General features: G+C 67.9%; 23 protein-coding genes and 2 tRNA genes. 11 read left to right on the top strand and 14 right to left on the bottom strand.

Annotated features, from left to right (window positions below):
- Positions 1 to 46: 46 nt before the first annotated feature.
- Positions 47 to 919: a homocysteine S-methyltransferase gene (mmuM, locus tag ACKY0X_RS07345; protein WP_409428907.1), complete on the top strand. Its 873-nt coding sequence runs from the start codon at positions 47 to 49 to the stop codon at positions 917 to 919.
- Positions 920 to 975: 56 nt separating this feature from the next.
- Here mmuM and clpP2 read toward each other — a convergent pair whose 3' ends face one another.
- The 4 genes from clpP2 to ACKY0X_RS07325 all read right to left on the bottom strand — a co-directional run bounded on the left by clpP2 (position 976) and on the right by ACKY0X_RS07325 (position 3,840).
- Positions 976 to 1,623, bottom strand: a complete 648-nt coding sequence (gene clpP2 / locus ACKY0X_RS07340; protein ID WP_406758499.1) for an ATP-dependent CLP protease proteolytic subunit ClpP2 — start codon at positions 1,621 to 1,623, stop codon at positions 976 to 978.
- A complete protein-coding gene (locus ACKY0X_RS07335; protein WP_409428906.1) occupies positions 1,620 to 2,198 on the bottom strand; it encodes an ATP-dependent Clp protease proteolytic subunit in 579 nt (192 codons plus the stop codon). Before ACKY0X_RS07335 ends, clpP2 begins: the two co-directional genes overlap by 4 nt.
- A gap of 95 nt (positions 2,199 to 2,293) precedes the next feature.
- Positions 2,294 to 3,706, bottom strand: coding sequence for a trigger factor (gene tig, locus ACKY0X_RS07330; RefSeq protein WP_240175778.1), 1,413 nt, complete (start codon positions 3,704 to 3,706; stop codon positions 2,294 to 2,296).
- A gap of 57 nt (positions 3,707 to 3,763) precedes the next feature.
- Positions 3,764 to 3,840 (bottom strand) — tRNA-Pro (locus ACKY0X_RS07325).
- 136 nt (positions 3,841 to 3,976) lie between these two features.
- On the opposite strand from ACKY0X_RS07325, the gene ACKY0X_RS07320 reads away from it, so the two are divergent.
- Positions 3,977 to 4,050: transfer RNA gene (locus ACKY0X_RS07320), tRNA-Gly, on the top strand.
- Between the two features lie 216 nt (positions 4,051 to 4,266).
- On the top strand, positions 4,267 to 5,490 hold the full coding sequence (locus ACKY0X_RS07315) for a serine hydrolase domain-containing protein (RefSeq protein WP_409428905.1): 1,224 nt from the start codon (positions 4,267 to 4,269) through the stop codon (positions 5,488 to 5,490).
- A gap of 11 nt (positions 5,491 to 5,501) precedes the next feature.
- On the opposite strand, the gene ACKY0X_RS07310 is transcribed toward ACKY0X_RS07315, so the two are convergent.
- From ACKY0X_RS07310 to ACKY0X_RS07290, 5 genes are all read right to left on the bottom strand, one after another.
- On the bottom strand, positions 5,502 to 5,891 hold the full coding sequence (locus ACKY0X_RS07310) for a hypothetical protein (protein ID WP_409428904.1): 390 nt from the start codon (positions 5,889 to 5,891) through the stop codon (positions 5,502 to 5,504).
- Positions 5,892 to 5,985: 94 nt separating this feature from the next.
- Positions 5,986 to 6,789, bottom strand: a complete 804-nt coding sequence (locus ACKY0X_RS07305) for an Fpg/Nei family DNA glycosylase (RefSeq protein WP_409428903.1) — start codon at positions 6,787 to 6,789, stop codon at positions 5,986 to 5,988.
- 22 nt (positions 6,790 to 6,811) lie between these two features.
- Positions 6,812 to 7,291, bottom strand: a complete 480-nt coding sequence (locus tag ACKY0X_RS07300) for a ribose-5-phosphate isomerase (protein WP_409428902.1) — start codon at positions 7,289 to 7,291, stop codon at positions 6,812 to 6,814.
- A gap of 41 nt (positions 7,292 to 7,332) precedes the next feature.
- Positions 7,333 to 7,944 carry a DsbA family protein gene (locus ACKY0X_RS07295; RefSeq protein WP_409428901.1) on the bottom strand — a complete coding sequence of 204 codons (612 nt, stop codon included), beginning with the start codon at positions 7,942 to 7,944 and terminating at the stop codon, positions 7,333 to 7,335.
- 78 nt (positions 7,945 to 8,022) lie between these two features.
- Positions 8,023 to 8,403, bottom strand: coding sequence for a DUF1304 domain-containing protein (locus ACKY0X_RS07290; protein WP_409428900.1), 381 nt, complete (start codon positions 8,401 to 8,403; stop codon positions 8,023 to 8,025).
- A gap of 60 nt (positions 8,404 to 8,463) precedes the next feature.
- Here ACKY0X_RS07290 and pepN point away from each other — a divergent pair, with 60 nt between their 5' ends.
- A complete protein-coding gene (pepN, locus tag ACKY0X_RS07285) occupies positions 8,464 to 11,037 on the top strand; it encodes an aminopeptidase N (protein ID WP_409428899.1) in 2,574 nt (857 codons plus the stop codon).
- Here the strand turns inward: pepN and ACKY0X_RS07280 are convergent, their stop codons facing one another.
- The 3 genes from ACKY0X_RS07280 to ACKY0X_RS07270 all read right to left on the bottom strand — a co-directional run bounded on the left by ACKY0X_RS07280 (position 11,038) and on the right by ACKY0X_RS07270 (position 12,508).
- The gene (locus ACKY0X_RS07280; RefSeq protein ID WP_409428898.1) at positions 11,038 to 11,712 is read right to left on the bottom strand and encodes a hypothetical protein; all 675 of its coding nucleotides are present in this window, start codon (positions 11,710 to 11,712) and stop codon (positions 11,038 to 11,040) included.
- A 159-nt stretch (positions 11,713 to 11,871) separates the two neighbouring features.
- Positions 11,872 to 12,339 carry a DUF5130 domain-containing protein gene (locus tag ACKY0X_RS07275; RefSeq protein ID WP_065040474.1) on the bottom strand — a complete coding sequence of 156 codons (468 nt, stop codon included), beginning with the start codon at positions 12,337 to 12,339 and terminating at the stop codon, positions 11,872 to 11,874.
- On the bottom strand, positions 12,326 to 12,508 hold the full coding sequence (locus ACKY0X_RS07270; RefSeq protein WP_409429539.1) for a hypothetical protein: 183 nt from the start codon (positions 12,506 to 12,508) through the stop codon (positions 12,326 to 12,328). Before ACKY0X_RS07270 ends, ACKY0X_RS07275 begins: the two co-directional genes overlap by 14 nt.
- 356 nt (positions 12,509 to 12,864) lie before the next feature.
- Between ACKY0X_RS07270 and ACKY0X_RS07265 the strand changes: the two genes are divergently transcribed.
- From ACKY0X_RS07265 to ACKY0X_RS07250, 4 genes are read left to right on the top strand one after another with little or no spacing between them, the layout of a single operon-like run.
- Positions 12,865 to 13,773, top strand: a complete 909-nt coding sequence (locus ACKY0X_RS07265) for an MOSC domain-containing protein (protein WP_409428897.1) — start codon at positions 12,865 to 12,867, stop codon at positions 13,771 to 13,773.
- A gap of 15 nt (positions 13,774 to 13,788) precedes the next feature.
- Positions 13,789 to 14,205: a RidA family protein gene (locus ACKY0X_RS07260; protein WP_409428896.1), complete on the top strand. Its 417-nt coding sequence runs from the start codon at positions 13,789 to 13,791 to the stop codon at positions 14,203 to 14,205.
- Between the two features lie 2 nt (positions 14,206 to 14,207).
- Positions 14,208 to 15,146, top strand: coding sequence for a carbon-nitrogen hydrolase family protein (locus ACKY0X_RS07255; RefSeq protein WP_409428895.1), 939 nt, complete (start codon positions 14,208 to 14,210; stop codon positions 15,144 to 15,146).
- Between the two features lie 33 nt (positions 15,147 to 15,179).
- The gene (locus tag ACKY0X_RS07250; RefSeq protein ID WP_409429538.1) at positions 15,180 to 15,605 is read left to right on the top strand and encodes a hypothetical protein; all 426 of its coding nucleotides are present in this window, start codon (positions 15,180 to 15,182) and stop codon (positions 15,603 to 15,605) included.
- A gap of 3 nt (positions 15,606 to 15,608) precedes the next feature.
- Here the strand turns inward: ACKY0X_RS07250 and ACKY0X_RS07245 are convergent, their stop codons facing one another.
- Positions 15,609 to 16,250 carry an HNH endonuclease gene (locus ACKY0X_RS07245; protein WP_409428894.1) on the bottom strand — a complete coding sequence of 214 codons (642 nt, stop codon included), beginning with the start codon at positions 16,248 to 16,250 and terminating at the stop codon, positions 15,609 to 15,611.
- A gap of 135 nt (positions 16,251 to 16,385) precedes the next feature.
- Between ACKY0X_RS07245 and ACKY0X_RS07240 the strand changes: the two genes are divergently transcribed.
- Entirely contained in the window at positions 16,386 to 16,784 is a 399-nt protein-coding gene (locus ACKY0X_RS07240) for a globin (protein WP_409428893.1), read from the top strand.
- Positions 16,784 to 18,361: a glycoside hydrolase family 13 protein gene (locus tag ACKY0X_RS07235; RefSeq protein ID WP_409428892.1), complete on the top strand. Its 1,578-nt coding sequence runs from the start codon at positions 16,784 to 16,786 to the stop codon at positions 18,359 to 18,361. The genes ACKY0X_RS07240 and ACKY0X_RS07235 overlap by 1 nt, the downstream gene beginning before the upstream one ends.
- A 13-nt stretch (positions 18,362 to 18,374) precedes the next feature.
- On the opposite strand, the gene ACKY0X_RS07230 is transcribed toward ACKY0X_RS07235, so the two are convergent.
- Positions 18,375 to 19,217, bottom strand: coding sequence for an alpha/beta fold hydrolase (locus ACKY0X_RS07230; protein ID WP_409428891.1), 843 nt, complete (start codon positions 19,215 to 19,217; stop codon positions 18,375 to 18,377).
- Positions 19,218 to 19,329: 112 nt separating this feature from the next.
- Here ACKY0X_RS07230 and ACKY0X_RS07225 point away from each other — a divergent pair, with 112 nt between their 5' ends.
- Positions 19,330 to 19,881, top strand: coding sequence for a helix-turn-helix domain-containing protein (locus ACKY0X_RS07225; RefSeq protein WP_409428890.1), 552 nt, complete (start codon positions 19,330 to 19,332; stop codon positions 19,879 to 19,881).
- The last annotated feature ends 13 nt before the right edge of the window (positions 19,882 to 19,894 follow it).

Raw genomic sequence — 19,894 nt, 5'->3', positions numbered from 1 at the left:
CCGACTGTGGGACGGGCGGAGCCTTTCCAGCTCTAGAGTGGCAAACGTGGGGTTCGCCGTGCCCGACGATACCGTGCTCGTCGCCGATGGGGGGCTGGCGACGGAGCTGGAAGCCCGCGGGGCCGACCTGTCCGACCCGCTGTGGTCTGCCCGGTTGCTGATCGAGGGACCACAAGATCTTGTGGCCGTGCACGCGGCCTTCTTCGCCGCCGGCGCGCAGATCGCGACCACCGCCAGCTACCAGGCAAGCTTCGAGGGGTTCGCCGCCCGCGGGATCGACCGCCAGGCGGCCGCCGGGCTGTTGCGCCGCGGCGTGGACCTAGCCCGCCAGGCCGGCGGCGGCGCACCTGGGCGCTGGGTTGCGGCCTCGGTCGGCCCGTACGGTGCCGCTCGCGCCGACGGCTCGGAATACCGCGGCCGGTACGGACTTTCGGTCGCACAGCTGGCGGCGTGGCACCGGCCCCGGTTGGAGGTCCTGGCCGACGCCGGCGCTGATCTGCTCGCGTTGGAGACGGTGCCGGACGTCGATGAGGCGGCGGCCCTGGTGGGTCTGGTCCAGGCCGCCAACGTGCCGGCCTGGCTCAGCTACACGATCGATGGCGCGAAAACCCGTGCCGGACAGCCGCTCGCGGAGGCGTTCGCGGTGGCCGCCGGGGTGCCGCAGATCGTCGCGGTGGGGGTCAACTGCTGCACCCCGGGCGATGTCCTGGCGGCGATCGAGGTCGCCCGCGAAGTCACCGGTAAGCCGGTGATCGTCTACCCCAACAGCGGTGAGCGCTGGGACGCCGGGGGTTGGGCCGGGCCGGCGCGGTTCTCCCCCGCGCTGGTGCCGCAGTGGGTGGCCGCCGGAGCGCGCATCGTGGGCGGCTGCTGCCGGGTGCGCCCCGCCGACATCCGTCTACTGCGCGAACAGACGTGAAAGCCCCCTGTTGAAGTGCTCACAGGGGGCTTTCGCGTCTTCTCGCGGGGAGATAGCTAGGCGGTTTGCGCCGACAGCTTGCGGTACTCCAGCACGGTGTCGATGATCCCGTACTCCTTGGCCTCGGCCGCGGTGAGGATCTTGTCGCGGTCGGTGTCCTTGCGGACCACCTCCGGGTCCTTACCGGTGTGGCGGGCCAGGGTGGACTCCATGAGGGTCCGCATCCGCTCGATCTCGGCGGCCTGGATCTCCAGGTCCGAGAACTGGCCCTGGATCACTCCGGACAGCGACGGCTGGTGGATCAGCACCCGGGCATTGGGCAGCGCCATCCGCTTGCCCGGCGTACCGGCCGCCAGCAGCACCGCTGCAGCCGACGCGGCCTGACCCAGGCACACGGTCTGGATATCGGCCCGCACGTACTGCATGGTGTCGTAGATCGCCATCAGCGAGGTGAACGAACCACCCGGGGAGTTGATGTACATGGTGATGTCGCGGTCGGGGTCCAGCGACTCCAGGACCAGCAACTGGGCCATGATGTCGTTGGCCGAGGCGTCGTCGACCTGCACGCCGAGGAAGATGATGCGCTCCTCGAACAGCTTGTTGTACGGGTTCGATTCCTTGACGCCCCAACTGGAGTGCTCCACGAACGACGGCAGGATGTAGCGCGCCTGCGGTGCGATGGCTCGCAAGGTTTCGGGGTTCATGATGCGGCTCCGTTGACGTGGGCGCTGGTGATGATGTGATCGACGAAGCCGTATTCCAGGGCTTCGGCGGCAGTGAACCAGCGGTCGCGGTCGGAGTCGGCCTCGATCCGCTCGATGGACTGCCCGGTGAACTCGGCGTTGAGCCGGAACATCTCCTTCTTGATGACCGCGAACTGCTCGGCCTGGATGGCGATGTCGGCGGCGCTACCGGTCACCCCGCCCAACGGCTGGTGCATCAGGATCCGGGCGTGCGGCAGGGCGTAGCGCTTGCCCTTGGTGCCCGCCGCGAGCAGGAACTCGCCCATCGAGGCGGCCATGCCCATCGCGTAGGTGGCGACGTCACACGGTGCCAGGACCATGGTGTCGTAGATCGCCATCCCCGCGCTGATCGAACCGCCCGGGGAGTTGATGTAGAGCGAGATGTCCTTGGTCGGGTCCTCGGCGGCCAACAGCAGGATCTGAGCGCACAGCCGGTTGGCGATGTCGTCGTCCACCTGCGACCCCAGGAAGATGATGCGTTCTCGCAGTAGGCGCTCGTATACCGAGTCGACGAGATTCAGTCCGGGCTGGCTCACAGTGGGATACCTGCTTTCTCGAGATTCATATGCACCGACCCTAACCAACCGGGACGGCTCAGGGCGGTCCGAACCGGCTTCGTTCGCTTACAGCGTCACTCGTCGGATGCAGCCTCGGCCTCAACGGCCTCGTCGGCTTCCTCGGCGGCCGCCAATGCCGCGGCGGCTTCGTCCGCCTCGGCTGAGTCGTCGCTGCCGAAGAACTCGGCGGTGTCGATCTCGTTGCCCGCGGTGTCGCTGACGGCGGCCGCACGCACCGCCGCTGCCAGCGCCATGCCGCGACGCACGTCGGCGAAGACCGCCGGCAGCTGGTTGTTCTGCTGCAGGAACTGCACCAGCTGCTGCGGCGGGATGCCGTACTGACGTGCCATCAGCACCAGGTGCTGGGTGAGGTCGTTCTGGCCGACCTGGATCTCGAGCTTGTCGCCGAGCGCGTCGAGCAGCAGCTGGGTCTTCACCGACTTCTCGGCCTCGCTGCGGGTCTCGGCGTCGAACTCGGCGCGTGAGGAGCCCTTCTCGGCCAGCGACTCGGCGAACTTGTTCTCGTCGTGGTCCAGACCGTGCAGGGCGTTGTGCAGGGCGTTGTCGATGTGCGCCTGCACCACGGCCTCGGGCAGCGGCATCTCGACCTGCTCGACCAGGGTCTCCAGCGTCGCCTCGCGGACCTTCTCGGCTTGCTGGATGCGCTTGGTCCGGCTCACCTGCTCGGTGAGGTTCTCCCGCAGCTCGCCGATGGTGTCGTACTCGCTGGCCAGCTGCGCGAACTCGTCGTCGGCCTCCGGCAGCTCGCGCTCCTTGACCGACTGAACCGTGACGGTGACCTCAGCGTCCTTGCCGGCCTGCGGGCCGGCCGCCAGCTTGGTGGTGAAGGACTTGCTCTCACCGGCCGACAGTCCCACGATGGCGTCGTCGAGGCCCTCGATGAGCTGACCCGATCCGACCTCGTGCGACAGCCCCTCGGTGGCAGCGCCTTCAACCGGCTCGCCGTCGATGGTGGCGTCCAGGTCGATCGAGACGAAGTCGCCCTTGGCGGCCGGGCGCTCGACACCGGTCAGGGTGCCGAACCGGGCGCGCAGCGAGTCGAGCTCGGCGTCGACCTCGTCGTCGTTGACCTCGATGGGGTCCACGGTGATCTTGAGCTGCTCGAGGTCGGGCAGGGTGATGTCCGGTCGCACGTCGACCTCGGCGGTGAAGGTGATGTTCTCACCGTCGTCGAGCTTGGTGACCTCGATGTCGGGCTGACCCAGCGGCTTGAGGTCCGAGCTCGTCACCGCCTCGCTGTAGCGACTCGGCAGCGCCTCGTTGACCACCTGCTGCAACACCGCGGCACGACCGAAACGAGCCTCGATGAGCTTGGCCGGAGCCTTGCCCGGCCGGAAGCCCGGCATCCGCACCTGCTGCGCCAGCTGCTTGTAGGTCCGCTCGAAGTCCGGCTGAAGCTCGGTGAACGGCACCTCAACGTTGATGCGAACCCGGGTCGGGGTCAGCTGCTCGACGGTGCTCTTCACGGGTGTACTCCTCGATATCGTTGACGTGGTCGGTCGTGCCGGTGCGGCGCGCGCTGCTGGTCGGGGTGACAGGATTTGAACCTGCGGCCTTCCGCTCCCAAAGCGGATGCGCTACCAAGCTGCGCTACACCCCGCACTGACCAGGCGATCCTACGGCCCGGCATATCAGTGATCACAATGACCTGCTGCCAACGCCCCACGAAGTCACCACGGCGGGGCAATTGGATTTCGGGTCCGCCACGCCGGTACAGTCTCGCTCTAGCTGTTCATGCGGGCGTAGCTCAATGGTAGAGCCCTAGTCTTCCAAACTAGCTACGCGGGTTCGATTCCCGTCGCCCGCTCCAAAAGGACCCACGCGGAGTCCGTCGACCTGCGATTCGACGGACTCCCGCGGTGGTTCCCCCTCGTGACCAGCAACAGGTCGGAGGCGTATGCCATCCGCGGCCGGGGGCTGCTGTACTCACGCGTCACCGCGGACTTATCCTTCGAAGCAAGCTACGCGGGTCCGATCGCCCCGTCGCCCCCGCGAAAGGGGATTCTCCCTAGCAGGAAGGCACGCCATGGGCGGCACACGGCACGTCCAAATCCATGGGACGTGCTCCCCGCGCTTTGAGAAGGTGCGGTCCGAGTTCGAGCGCAACTTCACCGAGCGCGACGAACTCGGCGCGGCCGTAGCGGCCTATGTCGACGGCGAGCTCGTCGTCAATCTATGGGCCGGCTCCGCCGACGTCGACGGCCAGCGGCCCTGGCAGGAAGACACGCTGAGCACCGTGCTGTCGGGCAGCAAGGGCCTGACCAGCACCTGCGTGCACCGACTCGCCGATGCCGGGGAATTGGACCTGCGGGTACCGGTGGCCCACTACTGGCCGCAGTTCGGCCAGGCCGGCAAGGGCGACATCTCCCTGGCGATGGTGCTGGCGCACCGGTCCGGGGCGATCGGGCCGCGTGAACCGATGCACTGGCGCGACGTCACCGACTGGGATCTGGTCTGCGAGCGGCTGGCGGCGGCCGAACCGTGGTGGCGGCCCGGCACCGCGCAGGGCTACCACATGACCACCTACGGCTTCATCATCGGCGAAGTCGTGCGGCGGGTGACCGGGTTGACGGTGAGCCAGTACCTGCGCACCGAGGTCGCCGGCCCGCTGGGCGCCGAGGTGCACATCGGGGTGCCGGCCGAGCAGCAGCCCTACCGCTGCGCCGACCCGGTGGGCAAGCCGACGATCCGGGAGATGCTGTCCTCGGCCGGCGCGCCGAAACGCCCGACCTCGTTGGACGACCACCCCAAGGCGGGACTGGCGGTCGCGATGGGATTCGCCCCCGACGACGAGATCGCCACCAACGACCTGACGCTCTGGCGCCAACTGGAGTTCCCCGGCACCAACGCCCAGGTCTCCGCCCTGGGCATGGCCACGTTCTACAACGGCCTGGTGCAGGAGAAGGTGCTCAGCCGGGCCGCCATGGACCGCCTGCGGGTACTGCAGGGCGGCACCGAAACCGACCTGGTGCTCGGGCCCCGCGTCGCCGAGCACGGCTGGGGCATGGGCTACATGCTCAACGCCCAGGGGGTCAACGGGCCCAACCGGCGGATCTTCGGTCACGGCGGCCTCGGCGGATCGTTCGCGTTCGCCGATCTGGAGCACCGGATCGGCTACGGCTATGTGATGAACCGGTTCGACCACACCCAGGCCAATGCCGACCCGCGCAGCGTGGTGTTGTCCAACGAGATCTACCGGGCGCTCGGGGTGGCGATTCGACCCCGGCGCGAGACGGTGTACGACGACTGACCGTCCGCAGCTCAGCGGGGGCCGTTCCCGGACTGACCGGGGCCACCCGGGTGGTCGTAGCCACCTGGGTGCTGGGGCCCACCGGGCCCCTGAGGGCCATGGGGTGCTTGTGGGTGCGGTCCCTGCGGGCCGTGTTGGTTGGTTCCGCCGGGGCCGTGTAGATCGCCTCGGAAGTCGCGACTGTGGTCATTGCCGTCCCGATCACGGTGGTGATCGTCGTGGCATTCGTTCTTCTCCCAGTTCATGCCCCACGTTGAGTCCCAGGCTTGGCCGGGACACCAGTGGTAGGCCGGCATCGGCGACGGCAGGGCGCGGGCTTGGGCGGCAACCCCGAGACCGATCAGCCCCGTGCCGGCGGCAACGGCAAAGGTGGCAGCGGAGATTCTGCTGAGCGATTCCATGCGGTCGGTTATAACCGCGCCTCTTGCCGTCGAAACGCCCAAACCGATTGGAAATCATGGGCTTTCGCTGGGAGTTTGCTGGCCGACCTGGACATCAGGACTGGCAGGACGGACACCAGAACACATTGCGGCCCTCTAGTTCAGCGGTCCGCACGGCGGTTCCGCACACCCGGCACGGGTCGCCGGCGCGCCGGTAGACGTAGGTACGCGGCTTGCCGACCGCGTACGCCGGAGCGCCGTGGTCATCCTCGGATCGGACGACGACGATGCTGCCGCGCCGCAGCCCGACCTTCATCAGCGCCACCAAGTCGGCCCAGATCTCGGCGAAGTCCGCTTCGCCGATCTGCACACCGGGCCGGTAGGGGTCGATCCGGTGCCGGAACAGCACCTCGCTGCGGTAGACGTTGCCGACCCCGGCCAACACCGACTGGTCCATCAGTAGCGCAGCGATAGATTTGCGGGACTTGGCAATTCGCTTGAAGGCCAGCGAAGGGTCGGCGTCACCGCGCAGTGGATCGGGCCCCAGTCGCGCGATCACGTCGGCGACTTGGGCCTCGTCGAACACCTCACACGCGGCCGGACCGCGCAGATCGGTGCCGAATTCGGCGCCCACCATCCGCATCCGGACCTGACCGACCGGTTCGGGTAGGCCGCCGTCAGCCAGCTCGAACTCGGTGAAGTGGCCGTAGATCCCCAGGTGCACGTGCACGATCGGCCCGCGTGCATAGTGGTGGAACAGGTGCTTGCCCCACGCCTCGGCGCGCAGCAGAGGCTGTCCGTCGACTAGGGCGGCGCCGGATTCGAAGCGGCCCTGCGGACTGGACACCGCGACCGGCGCCCCCGCGAAGCGGCGCTGATGCAGCCGGGCCAGCCGGTGCAGGATGTGCCCCTCCGGCATGTCAGGCCAGTCTGTGCTCGGGTCAGGCGGGCGCGCCGGGCACCGGAGGTGCCTCGTGGTTGCGCTCGTAGGCGGCCAGAATGTCGATGCGCCGCTGGTGCCGCTCGGCCTCCGACCACGGCGTGCTCAGGAACGCGTCGACGATCGCGAGCGCTTCGGCGGTACTGTGCATCCGGCCGCCGATGCCGATCAGCTGGGCATTGTTGTGCTCCCGGGCCAGCTGCGCGGTCTCGGTGCTCCAGGCCAGCGCACAGCGCGCCCCGGGCACCTTGTTGGCCGCGATCTGCTCGCCGTTGCCGGACCCACCGATCACGATCCCCAGGCTCTCGGGGTCGGCCACCGTGCGGGCCGCCGCCGCGATGCAGAACGCCGGGTAGTCGTCCTCGGCGTCGTAGCTGAAGGCCCCGCAGTCGACCGGCTCATGGCCGGCCTTCTTCAGGTGCTCGACGATCGTTTCTTTCAGTTCGTAACCGGCATGGTCGCAGCCGAGGTAGACGCGCATGGCGCCATTCTCTCAGACCCCGTCTGCTCCCCCGACAGCCGTCAGTCGAACTCGGGTGCCTCGCCCCGGGTGCGCTTGAGCTCCCAGAAGTGCGGGTAGGACGCGAAGGTCACCGAGGCATCCCACAGCTCCCCCGCCTGCTCGCCGCGGGGAATGCGAGACAGCACCGGACCGAAAAACGCCACCCCGTTGACATGGATGGTCGGGGTGCCGACGTCCGTGCCGACGGCGTCCATCCCGGCGTGGTGGCTGGCGCGCAGCGCCTCGTCGTAGGCGTCGCTGGTGGCGGCGTCGGCCAATTCGGCCGGCAGGCCCACCTCGGCCAGCGCACCGGCGATGACGTCGGGGAAGTCCTTGTTGTTCTGGTTGTGAATCCGAGTCCCCAGCGCGGTATACAGCGGCCGCAGGATCTCGTTGCCGCGCAACTGCTCCGCGGCGATCGCCACCCGCACCGGGCCCCACGCGTGCTTGAGGCCCTCGCGGTACTGCTCGGGAAGGTCGTCACGCCCCTCGTTGAGGACGGCCAAACTCATCACGTGGAAGGTGACATCGATGTCACGGACCTTCTCGACCTCCAGGATCCAGCGGGAGGTGATCCAGCACCACGGGCACAGCGGGTCGAACCAGAGCTCGGCGTGCGATTTCACGGGCATGGGCGATCCTCTCAGCCAAAAATGGACACGTTTGCAAGGTCTAACGCGGCACCGAACACATCTATGCCCACCGCGCGGTCACAGGCTCAGGGCCAGCAGCGCGACCGCGACCGCCGGGAAAGCGCCCTGGACGACGGCGGCGCGGGCCTTGTCGGGCGACGACGTCACCAGAACCAGCGCCGCGGCCAGCATGGACCCCACGCCGGCGAAGATCAGCGCAAGCCCAACGGTGTTGTGGTCCAACGAAACCGCGGCGATGCCCACCACGGTGACGATGGCCAGGAACAGGTTGTAGAAACCTTGGTTGAAGGCCAGCGCCTTGGTGGTCTCGGCCTCCTCTGCGGTGGTGCCGAAAACGGCCCGGGTGCGCGGTGAGGTCCAACTCAGCGACTCGAGCGCAAAGATGTAGACGTGCAACACCGCGGCCAGCGCGGCGAAGGTCAGACCGGCGATGAGCATGGCCTCATTAAACGCGGTCCGGCGCCCGCCCGCACGGTCCGGCGGCTACTGTAGGCGGGCGTGGCACTTCCTAACCTCACCCGCGACCAGGCCGCCGAACGGGCCGCTTCGGTCACCGTCGTCAACTACCGGATCGCCCTGGACCTGACCGATGGCAGCGGCAAACCAGGCGAGCGCACATTCCGCTCCACCACCACCGTCACCTTCGACGCGCTGGCCGGTAGCGACACCGTCATCGATATCGCCGCCGAGACGATCCACAGCGCCACCCTCAACGGCCGCGCCCTCGATGTCTCGGCCTACGACGAGTCGGTCGGCGTCACCCTGACCGGGTTGGCCAAGCGCAACACCGTCGAGATCGACGCGCAGTGCTATTACTCCAACACCGGCGAAGGTCTGCACCGCTTCGTCGACCCGGTCGACGACGAGGTGTACCTGTACTCACAGTTCGAAACCGCCGACGCCAAGCGGATGTTCGCCTGCTTCGATCAGCCAGACCTCAAGGCGACCTTCGACGTCACCGTCACCGCGCCGTCGCACTGGCAGGTGATCTCCAACGGCGCGACGACCTCGGTGCGCGACGGAGTGCACACCTTCGAGACCACGCCGAAGATGAGCACGTATCTGGTTGCGCTGATCGCCGGACCGTACGCCCGTTGGGACGACGTCTACCGCGACGAGCACAGCGAGATCCCGCTGGGCCTGTTCTGCCGCGCTTCGCTGGCCGAGCACATGGACGCCGAGCGGCTGTTCACCGAGACCAAGCAGGGATTCGGCTTCTACCACAGCAACTTCGGTGTGCCGTATGCGTTCGGCAAGTACGACCAGCTGTTCGTTCCGGAGTTCAATGCCGGCGCCATGGAGAACGCCGGAGCGGTGACGTTCCTGGAGGACTACGTCTTTCGCAGCAAGGTGACCCGGGCGTCCTATGAGCGACGGGCTGAGACCGTGCTGCACGAGATGGCGCACATGTGGTTCGGCGATCTGGTCACCATGCGGTGGTGGGACGACCTGTGGCTCAACGAGTCGTTCGCGACGTTCGCCTCGGTGCTGTGCCAAAGCGAGGCAACCGAATACACCAGCGCCTGGACCACGTTCGCGAACGCGGAGAAGTCGTGGGCCTACCGCCAAGACCAGCTGCCGTCGACGCACCCGATCGCCGCCGACATCCCCGACCTGGCCGCCGTGGAGGTCAACTTCGACGGGATCACCTACGCCAAGGGCGCTTCCGTGCTCAAGCAGTTGGTGGCCTACGTCGGTCTGGAGCACTTCCTGGCCGGTCTGCGCGACTACTTCGCCGCGCACGCCTTTGACAACGCCACCTTTGACGACCTGCTGGCGGCACTGGAGAAGGCGTCCGGCCGGGATCTGTCCGACTGGGGCCGGCAGTGGCTGAAGACCACCGGCCTCAACACCCTGCGGGCGGACTTCGATACTGAAGATGATGGCGGCGACGGCCGGTTCACCCGGTTCGCGGTGACACAGGGCGGCGCTGCCCCCGGTGCCGGCGAGACGCGGGTGCATCGGTTGGCCATTGGCATCTACGACGACGACCCCTCCGGTTCCGGCCGGTTGGTGCGGGTACACCGCGAGGAGCTCGACATCGACGGGCCCAGCACGGAAGTGCCCGGCCTGGTGGGGGTTTCGCGCGGGAAGCTGATCCTGGTCAATGACGACGACCTGACCTACTGCGCGCTGCGGCTGGACCCGCAGTCACTGGCCGCCGCGACGGAGCGCATCGCCGACATCGCCGAGCCGTTGCCGCGCACGCTGGTGTGGTCGGCGGCCTGGGAGATGACCCGCGAAGCCGAACTGCGCGCCAGGGATTTCCTGGCGCTGGTGCAGCGCGGCATCGGCGCCGAAACCGAGGTCGGCGTCGCCTCGCGACTGCTGCTGCAGGCGCAGACCGCGCTGGGGTTCTACGCCGATCCGGTCTGGGCCGCCGAGCAGGGTTGGCCGGCGTTCGCCGACCGGCTGCTGGAGCTGGCCCGCGAGGCCGATCCCGGTTCCGATCACCAGCTGGCCTATGTCAACGCGCTGTGCACCTCGGTGCTCGCCGAGCGACACACCACGGTGCTGGCCGCACTGTTGGACGCCGACCCGGCCGCCCAGGGGCTGGCCGGGCTGGCCGTCGACACCGACCTGCGTTGGCGGATCGTGGTGGCGCTGGCCCGCGGCGGTGTGCTGGACTCTGCGGCGATCGATGCCGAGATCCAGCGTGATCCCACCGCGGCCGGCCAACGCCAGGGCGCCCAGGCTTTGGCGGCCCGACCGCAGGCCGCGGTCAAGGAAGCGGCCTGGCAGCAGGTGATCGAGGACGACACGTTGGCCAACATCACTGGTCGCGCGATTATCGGCGGGATCGTGCAGCCCGGCCAGGGCGAGCTGCTGGCGCCGTTCACCGCGCGCTACTTCGAGGCGATTTCGGGTGTGTGGGAGCGGCGATCCAGCGAGGTCGCGCAGACCGTGGTGGTGGGCCTGTATCCGGGATGGGACGTCAGCCAGGCCGGATTGGACGCCGCCGACGCCTTCCTGGCCGATCCTTCGGTGCCGCCGGCGCTGCGGAGGTTGGTCACCGAGGGCCGGGCCGGGGTGGAACGGTCGCTGCGAGCGCGCACCTTTGATACCGCGTGATCAGCGATATCCCCCGTCGGCCAGTCCGGCGTCCTTCTCGAAACTGTTGACACCGCCGAAGATTCGCGCCCTCGCCTCCTCGGCGAGGTAGCGCGCGGGCATCCGCACCGGCCCCAGGGCCGCCCACTGCTGGGCGTGGATCTCTTCGTGATGCAGCAGCGTGTCCAGGTCCGGTCCACCCGGCCCGAGCCGGCCTGATTCGATGATCTCGCGCAGCCGCCGGGCGGGGTCCGTGACGCGGGCGGCGGTGTTGACCAGGAACAGATCGCCCCACATGGTGCCGCCGCGGTGGCTGAACGACCCGTGAATTCGATTGCCGCCCACCACTATCAGCACCCCGTTCGGGGTGGCGGCCACGCAGCCGCCGGTGTTGCAGATGCTTCGGACCACGGTGTAGCTCCAGCGATTCGCGCGCTGGCGGTCGATGATTCGGTGCATCTCGGCGGCACCGTACGGCGTCTCGGGAAAGTCGTTGCGAACACCGTTCCGGCCGTAGCCGGTGCCGGCATTGAGCAGGTAGGTCAGTATTACCGCGCGCCGCACGGCGTCGCCGCCGGCTGTTCGGGGGATGATGAAAAAGCTCTTGCCATCCGGGTCGGTGATCTGCTCCATCACGTCCAGAGCCCGGAAGCTGTCCCGCGTGACGCCCTGCCCGCGCACGATTTCGGTCACCACGCGCGGTCCGACCGCACGTCGGTCGAGGTTCGCCAGCCAGACCCGGTGCGCCGGGGAGGGCGCAGCAAGAGCATGCGCGGAAGCGATCTCCGGTCCTGCGTGTGGACCGGGGAGGTTCACGCTCGCGACCAAGGGATCGTCCGGCAGTCGAGCCAGCGGCTAGGCCGGGGTGACGCCGGCGCTGATCACCTGCACCGCGCTGACCAGACCGTCGATCAGGTTGCCGTCGCGGAACGCTGCGGCCGCCGCGGCCACACCCTGCGGTGCGGCAGCCGGGGCAATGCGGCCGGCCACGCCGGCGCCGTAGACCACTTCAATGGCCTTCTGGTCCGGCGAGACCGCGATCAGCACGGCGTCGTTGGGGGTGGGCACCTTCGCCAGAATCTCGCGGGCCCGCGCGGCGGTGTCAGCACCCAGGTCGCCGATGTAGGTGGCGAAACGGGCCTGGGTGGCGCGCGATGCGTAGGTCAGTGCGTCATCGAGGGCCACCAGTTCCTTGACCGGGAACGGGTAGTGCAAGGACGCCTCGCCGGGCTCGGTGACCCCGGAAACACGACCGCTGTTGGTGACCACAAAGCCGTACGGCAGGTCCGCCGGATCGATCGTTACGACTTCACCAGTTGCCACTGGTTCCACCCCCCACGCTGAACTCGGAATGGCCGTGGCCGTGTCCGCCAATGGTCTCGTCGGTCGCCGACCACAGGATCGGCGGGTGTGTCCACCGATCGGACATCTGATAGGTGGCCGCGCGCGGCCCCTTCTGCGACAGGGTCCGGGCGGCCAGCAGTGCGAACATTGCCACCGGGATGCCAATGAAGATGCCGAGGGTTTCCAACACGCTCACGCCGTAGACGGTATCCCACCGCTGATCGAACGGTGCGGGAACCCGGCCCGATGGGGCGCCGCCACGGGGCAAGCGACCGTGCATCGGTGTGGCAGGGCTGCCTTGCCCCTGCTGAGCGGGCATCGATTATGGTGGCGCCATACCTTCGCACTGGCAGTCAGCGTGAGGAAGGGCTGCCCCGGCAGTCATGGGAGGCCCACGGGCCTCGGAGATAGCACGATCACCCGTTGCTGCCGTGCGGCAACGCCTTCTTCCTTCGCGAGGTAGGCGCGCCGTCGGACAGCAGGGGTCCTGCCAGTGGGAGTCCCATGAACGACGAATTGCGCGCCGACACCGTGGTCGGCCGCATCAAGACCATCTTCCGCTTCCCGATCAAATCGGTCGGCGGCCGAAGCATTACCCACACCAACATCGACATGCATGGCGCTCTGGGGGATCACCGGTACGCCTTCATCGATGTCGAGACCGGCAATCTGTGCAACGCGAAGAATCCGCGCAAGTACGGCAGCATGCTGGCATGTCGGGCCTACTACCTCGACGAACCGCAGCCCGAACAGCCGTTACCCACGCTGGAAGTCGTCTTCCCCGACGGAAGAGCCCACCGCAACATCGGCACCGACCTCGACGACGCCATGTCGCGCTATCTCGGCCGTGCGGTGAAACTCGCCGCGGCCGTGCCCAGCGACGCGAAGACCGAGTTGGTCTGGGACGCCTCGACCGGCCTGCCCAAGGAGGGGGTGTACAGCCACACCACCACGAACTCCGACGGCGACGAGGTCTTGACCTACGGCCCGCTGCAAGCCAACAGGTTCTTCGACCTGACACCACTGCATTTCATAACCACCTCAACGCTCAACCACTTTCAACGCCTGGAACCCGCCGCGAGGTTCAACCCTCGCCGCTACCGGCCCACGATGGTCATCGACACCCCGGCGCCCGGCCTCGTCGAAGACGCCTGGGTAGGCGGGCGGCTCAACATCGGAGCGGCGGTCTCAGCCAGCGTCGACTTATGCACGCCGCGATGCGTGATGTCCACGCTCGCGCACGGCAAGGACGTGCCCCTGGACCGGGCGACCCTGCGAACCATCGCCAAACACAACAGCAAGGTCGTCGGAGATTTCGGGCGGCTGGCATGTGCCGGGGTGTACGCCAGCGTGACGGCGACGGGACCGGTTCGGGTGGGCGACCCGGTGCGATTCGAGTCGGACAGCAACTAGGCAAGGAGGACAACCATGATTCAGCGGCTCACGCCCGATGTCGGCTACCTGCCGCCGGCAATGTTCGACGCGTTGGGAATCTCGCAACTGGTGATCGCCGGAGGACTGGTGCACTGGTCGGGAATCGTTGCAGCGCAGGCTGATACCGACGGGATCAGCGTTCCGGCGACTGATGTCACCGGCCAGCTGACCTTCATTCTCGACAAGCTGGACGCCATGCTTGCCGCGGTCGGATCCGATCGGACACAGATCGTGAGCATGACCGTCTACAGCACCGCGATCGACGACTTGTCGGCCGCGTTGGCGCGTGTTTATGCACCATGGGTGGGAGAACACCGACCGGCACTCACCTCGATCGGAGTCGCACGGCTGTCCCTGCCGCAGACGTTGCTCGAGGTCCAGGGCTGCGCCGTTGTTCCGGAAAGGCGATGAGCATGGTTCTTGCTGCAGCTGTCCAACTGGAGGCCGTACTCGGCGACGTTCCGGCCAACCTTGCCGCCTGTGAACGGCTGGCCGACGAGGCGGGCCGTGCCGGCGCCAGGATCATCGCACTGCCGGAGTTCTTCACCACCGGTATCGGATTCGAGCCGGCGCTGGCCACGGCGGCGTTACCGCCCGACGGTGCGGCCACCGAACTGCTAACCGCGCTGGCTCGCCGGCACCGCGCGCTGGTCGGTGGGTCCTTTCTGTGCCGCGATCCCGACGGCCATGTGCGCAATGCCTATCTGCTCGCGGACCCCGACGGTGTGGTGGGGCGCCACGACAAGGATCTGCCCACCATGTGGGAGAACGCGTTCTACACCACCGGCGACGACGACGGGGTGCTGACGGCAGGCGAACACACGGTCGGGGCCGCGGTGTGCTGGGAGCTGATGCGCACGCAGACGGTGCACCGGCTGCGCGGCCGGGTGGATCTGGTGATGACCGGCTCGGGCTGGTGGTCAATCCCCCGCTGGTCGCCCCACTTCCTGTTCGACCGTCTCGAACGCAATAACGCCGGCACCGCGCGCCAGGCGGCGGCGTCGTTCGCCCAGTATGTCGGCGCCCCGGTGGTGCATGCCGCCCATGCCGGCGCATTGACCTGCGCGATGCCGTGGCTGCCCCTTCGGTACCGCGGCCATTTCGAAGGCGCCACGCTGATCGCCACCGCGGACGGCACGGTCATCGCGGAACGGCGCGCCGATCAAGGCGAAGGGATCGTGCTCGCAGAGATCACCCCCGGCCGACAGCCGGCTCGACTCGCGCCGCCGGCCGGCTTCTGGCTGCATCGCCGCGGGACGCTGCCCACCGCGGTATGGCATTACCAACGCTGGCATGGGCGGCGCTGGTATCGGCACCACGTCTATCGGCACAACGTCGCACAGAACGTCTGAGGAGGCACCATCGTGAATTGGACCGGCGGAGCACTGGGCACCGACACGCTGATCACCCTGCTGGCGGCAGGCCTGACCTTCCTGCTTGCCCTGGGGCTGGGCATCTGGAAGTACCGGCAGATGGTCACCCGGCCGGAGCGCCACGCCCATCCCTACGTCGACATCGCACACCGCGCCGCGCTGCTGTATTCCTTCGCCACCCTGCTGTTGGCGGTTTTCGTTGAGCTCAGCGCCTGGCCGACCTGGGTGAATCTGACCGCCGCCATGGTGGTCGTGTTCTACTTCCTGGCCGCCATCGCCAGCTACATCGTGCACGGCGCCCTGCAAGACACCACCAACCAGTTCGAGCACCCCTCTGCGGGATTGCACGTGTCGATGGTGCTGCTGATCGTCGGTGAGATGGGCGGGTTTGGCGTGCTGCTCGCCGGGTTTGTCGCCGGCTGGCTTGGCCGAGGCTAATGCTCAGGCGGCGCCTTCGCCGAGGTAGCGCATCCACACCGGATCGAGATCGTGGATCACCGCCAGCAGCCGCCAATGCTGGCCCTTGGGCGAGGTGGGCACCAACCGCAGCGTCCAGCCGATCTCGGCCAGCAACCGGTCCGCCTTGCGGTGATTGCAGGTCGAGCAGGCAGCCACACAGTTCTCCCAGGAGTGGTCACCGCCGCGGCTGCGCGGCACCACGTGGTCGACGGTGTCGGCCTTGCCGCCGCAGTAGGCGCAGCTGTGCTGGTCGCGGTGCATCAGTGCGGCCCGGGTCAATGGGATCCGGGCCCGGTACGGCACCCGAACGTAGTTCCGCAGCCGGATTACCGACGGCACCGGCACCGACCTGGTCGCCGAGTGGATGACCGGGCCGGCCGGATCGTCGTGCACGATGTCGGCTTTACCGCAGATCAGCATGACCACGGCACGCCGCAGCGACAGCGCCGTCAACGGCTCGAAAGTGGAGTTCAGCAGCAAGACCCGCCGACGAGTCCAGATCGATGCGGCTTCATTGCTGGTCCCAGAACCGGAAGTGGCGACCGAATGCAGGCATGGGGCGGTGGCAAGCCCGCTCAGGCTCGCCGGTGGGGCACCGGGGGTGCGGTGGCCCCGACGTTTCATATCCGGTCTTGCAGCCGGTATAGATGTCGCACCATTGACCTCCGCCGAACAGTTCACCATGATTCGGCGCTGGTCGCACGCCTATTTGCTGTGTGTTCACCGGCAGTCACCGGCAATGCCCCACAATGGGGGGCGATGCAGCCGATAGAAGAACCCTCGTTTTATGACGCCGTCGGCGGTGCGGAGACCTTCCACGCCATCGTGTCGCGGTTTTATCAACTGGTCGCTCAGGACCCGATCCTGCGCCCGATGTACCCCGCCGACGACATGGACGGCGCCGAGGAACGATTGCGGATGTTCCTCGAGCAGTACTGGGGCGGGCCGCGCACCTACACCGAGCTTCGTGGACACCCGCGGTTGCGGATGCGCCATATCCCCTACCGGATCGGCCCGATGCAGCGCGATGCGTGGCTGCGCTGCATGGTGACGGCCATCGGCGAGATCGACAGCGACACCCTCGACGATGCACACCGCGGCGAACTGCTGCAGTACCTGCATTCGGCGGCCGACTTCCTGGTCAACGCGCCGATCTGATGGCCACCCGCGACCGCCCCGGCCAGACCCCGTGGTGGGCCGACAGCGTCTTCTACCAGGTGTATCCCCGCTCGTTCGCCGACAGTAATGGCGACGGGGTCGGCGACCTGGACGGGGTGACCGCACGCCTGGACTACTTGGCGTGGCTGGGGATCGAGGCGCTGTGGCTCAACCCGGTGACGGTGTCGCCGATGGCCGACCACGGCTACGACGTGGCGGATCCGCGGGATATCGATCCGCTCTTCGGCGACCTCGCGGCACTGGATCGGCTGGTGGCCGCCGCGCACGCGCGGGGCATCAAGCTGACGATGGACCTGGTGCCCAACCACACCAGTTCGGCGCACCCGTGGTTCGTTGAGGCACTGGCCGCCGCGCCGGGCAGTCCCGCGCGCGACCGCTACATCTTCCGCGACGGGCGCGGACCCGACGGGCAGCTGCCGCCCAACAACTGGGTGTCGGTGTTCGGCGGCCCGGCCTGGACGCGGGTCACCGAATCCGACGGCCCGGGTCAGTGGTACTTGCATCTGTTCGATGTGTCACAGCCGGACCTGAACTGGGACAACCCCGAGGTGTTCGCCGATTTCGAGCGAACCCTGCGGTTCTGGCTGGACCGCGGCGTGGACGGCTTCCGCCTCGATGTCTCGCACGGTATGGCCAAGCCGGCCGGCCTGCCGGACATGCCGGTCACCGATGTGAAGCTACTGGCCCACCAGGACGACGACCCGCGCTTCAACCGGCCCGGCGTCCACCCGATTCACCGGGCGATTCGCCGGGTCATGGACGACTATCCGGACGCGGTGAGCGTCGGCGAGGTCTGGGTGCACGACAACGATCAGTTCGCCGAGTACCTGCGGCCCGACGAACTGCACCTGGCGTTCAACTTCCGGCTGCTGCAAGCCGACTTCGATGCCCAAGAGATCCGTGGCGCGATCGACAATTCGCTGGCGGCGGTGGGGTCGGTGGGCGCCAGCGCCACCTGGGCGCTGGAGAACCATGACGTCGAGCGGGCGGTCACCCGCTACGGCGGCGGGGCCGTGGGGCTGGACCGGGCCAGGGCTATGGCCCTGGTGTTGTTGGCCCTGCCCGGCGCGGTGTTCGTCTACAACGGCCAGGAGCTGGGCCTGCCCAACGTGGAGCTGCCCGATTCGGCCCTGCAGGACCCGGTGTGGGAACGCTCGGGGCACACCGAACGCGGTCGCGACGGCTGCCGGGTGCCGCTGCCCTGGTCCGGCGATGCGCCGGCGTTCGGATTCTCCGACAATCCCAACACCTGGCTGCCGATGCCGCCGGACTGGGCACACCTGACTGTCGAGAGACAACGCAGCGACCGCGGCGCGACGCTGTCACTGTACCGGCAGGCTCTCGAGATACGCAGGAGCAGAACGGAACTCACCGGATCGCAGATCGATTGGCTAGACGCCCTGCCCGACATGCTAATTTTCCGACGCGGCGGGCTAATCTGCGCACTAAATGCCAGTAACCGCCCGGTGGATCTTCCGGAAGGGCAGCTGATCTTGGCCAGCGCGCCGGCGACCGGCGGTGTCTTGCCACCCAACACCGCCGCGTGGCTGGTCTGAACGGCCGGTCACCTCACCGTCGACCGCTTGCGGTGCTGGCGAATTCGGCGACCAGTTCTGCCAACCGGTCCGGCTGATCGATCATCGAGAACGTGCGCGCGCCGTCGATGAGTTCGAAGCGGGAGTTGGTCAGCGTGGTTGCGAGGCGCCGGCCGTCCTCGACCGGAAAGAACAGGTCATCGGCAGACCAGGCGATCAGGGCCGGCCTGGTGAACTCGTGCAGTCGCGCCCCGGCATCCAGGGCGGTCTGCTGGTTCAACGACTTGGTGAGCTGACGGAGGTCTTCGGCGATGGCGGCGTCACCCAGCGCGGGTGCGACCCACCCTCTCACCAGTTGGTCGATGTCGCCGTGCGCCAGCGCGCCGTATCCGCGCCGACGAACCATCCGCAGCCGCATCGGCTGGAGCACCCCGCGGAAGGTGGTCGGCGTCTTCGCGGCCAGCATGAACGGCTTCAGAATGGGTGGCGGGAAGTGCTCGAAGGCGTCGCAGCTGGTCAGCACCAGCGCCCCCAGCCGGTCCGGGTGGTTGACCGCGACCAGTTGGCTGATCAGGCCTCCGGTGTCGTTGCCGACCAACACCACGTCCTCGAGGCCGAGCGCTCCCATGAACGCGTCCACCATTGCAGCGATCCCGGGCAGGGTTCTGTCAGCGCCGGGCCGCAACGCCGCCGGATGCGCGCCGAGTGGCCAATTCGGGGCGATGCAGCGGAGACCTCGCGCAGCCAGGCGGGCGCTCAGTGGCCCCCATAACGAGGCGCCCATGGCGTAGCCGTGGACGAACAGCACGGGGCGGCCATCCTGCGGGCCGGCGGTGTCGTAGTGGATTGTTCCGGCGTCAATGTCAACGGTGGGCATTGGAAGCTCCTAACATAGTTACGTGCAACCTGCCGATAACTTACCGACAGCCTGTACGGAAATCAAGCGTCGGACGCAAGCCGAGCGTTCCGCCGCCACCCGTGCTGCCCTGATGAGCGCGGCCCGCAGACTGTGGGGTGCGCGTGGCTACGCGGCCGTGGGGACCCCCGAGATCGCGGAGGCCGCCGGCGTGACCCGGGGCGCGATGTACCACCAATTCCCGGACAAGGCAGCGCTTTTCCTGGCCGTCGTGGAGTCGGTGGAAGCCGACGTGATGGTGCGCCTCGGCGAAGCAGTGGCCGCCTCCGCAGCAACCACCCCCGCCGCCGCGCTACGGGCAGCCGCCGAGAACTGGCTGGTGGTCGCCGAAGACCCCGAAGTGCGCCAACTCGTCCTGCTCGATGCCCCCAACGTCCTGGGTTGGGACGGCTTTCGCGACGTGGCCCAGCGCTACAGCCTGGGCATGACCGAGCAGCTGCTCGGCGAAGCCATGCAGGCCGGACAACTCCCCCACCAGCCGGTCCGCGCGCTGGCCCACGTGCTGATCGGCGCGCTCGACGAAGCAGCGATGCTGATCGCGACCGCCGACGATCCCGAGCAGACGCGCGCCGACGTGAGCGTCGTCATTCAGCGACTGCTCGACGCCATGCTCACCGAGGGCTGAGCTGGAGGTTCGG

Source organism: Mycobacterium sp. SMC-11 (genome assembly GCF_046250095.1).
Lineage (GTDB): Bacteria > Actinomycetota > Actinomycetes > Mycobacteriales > Mycobacteriaceae > Mycobacterium > Mycobacterium heraklionense_A.
Note: the sequence above shows the minus strand (reverse complement) of the source record. Positions and strands in the feature narration are given on the sequence as shown.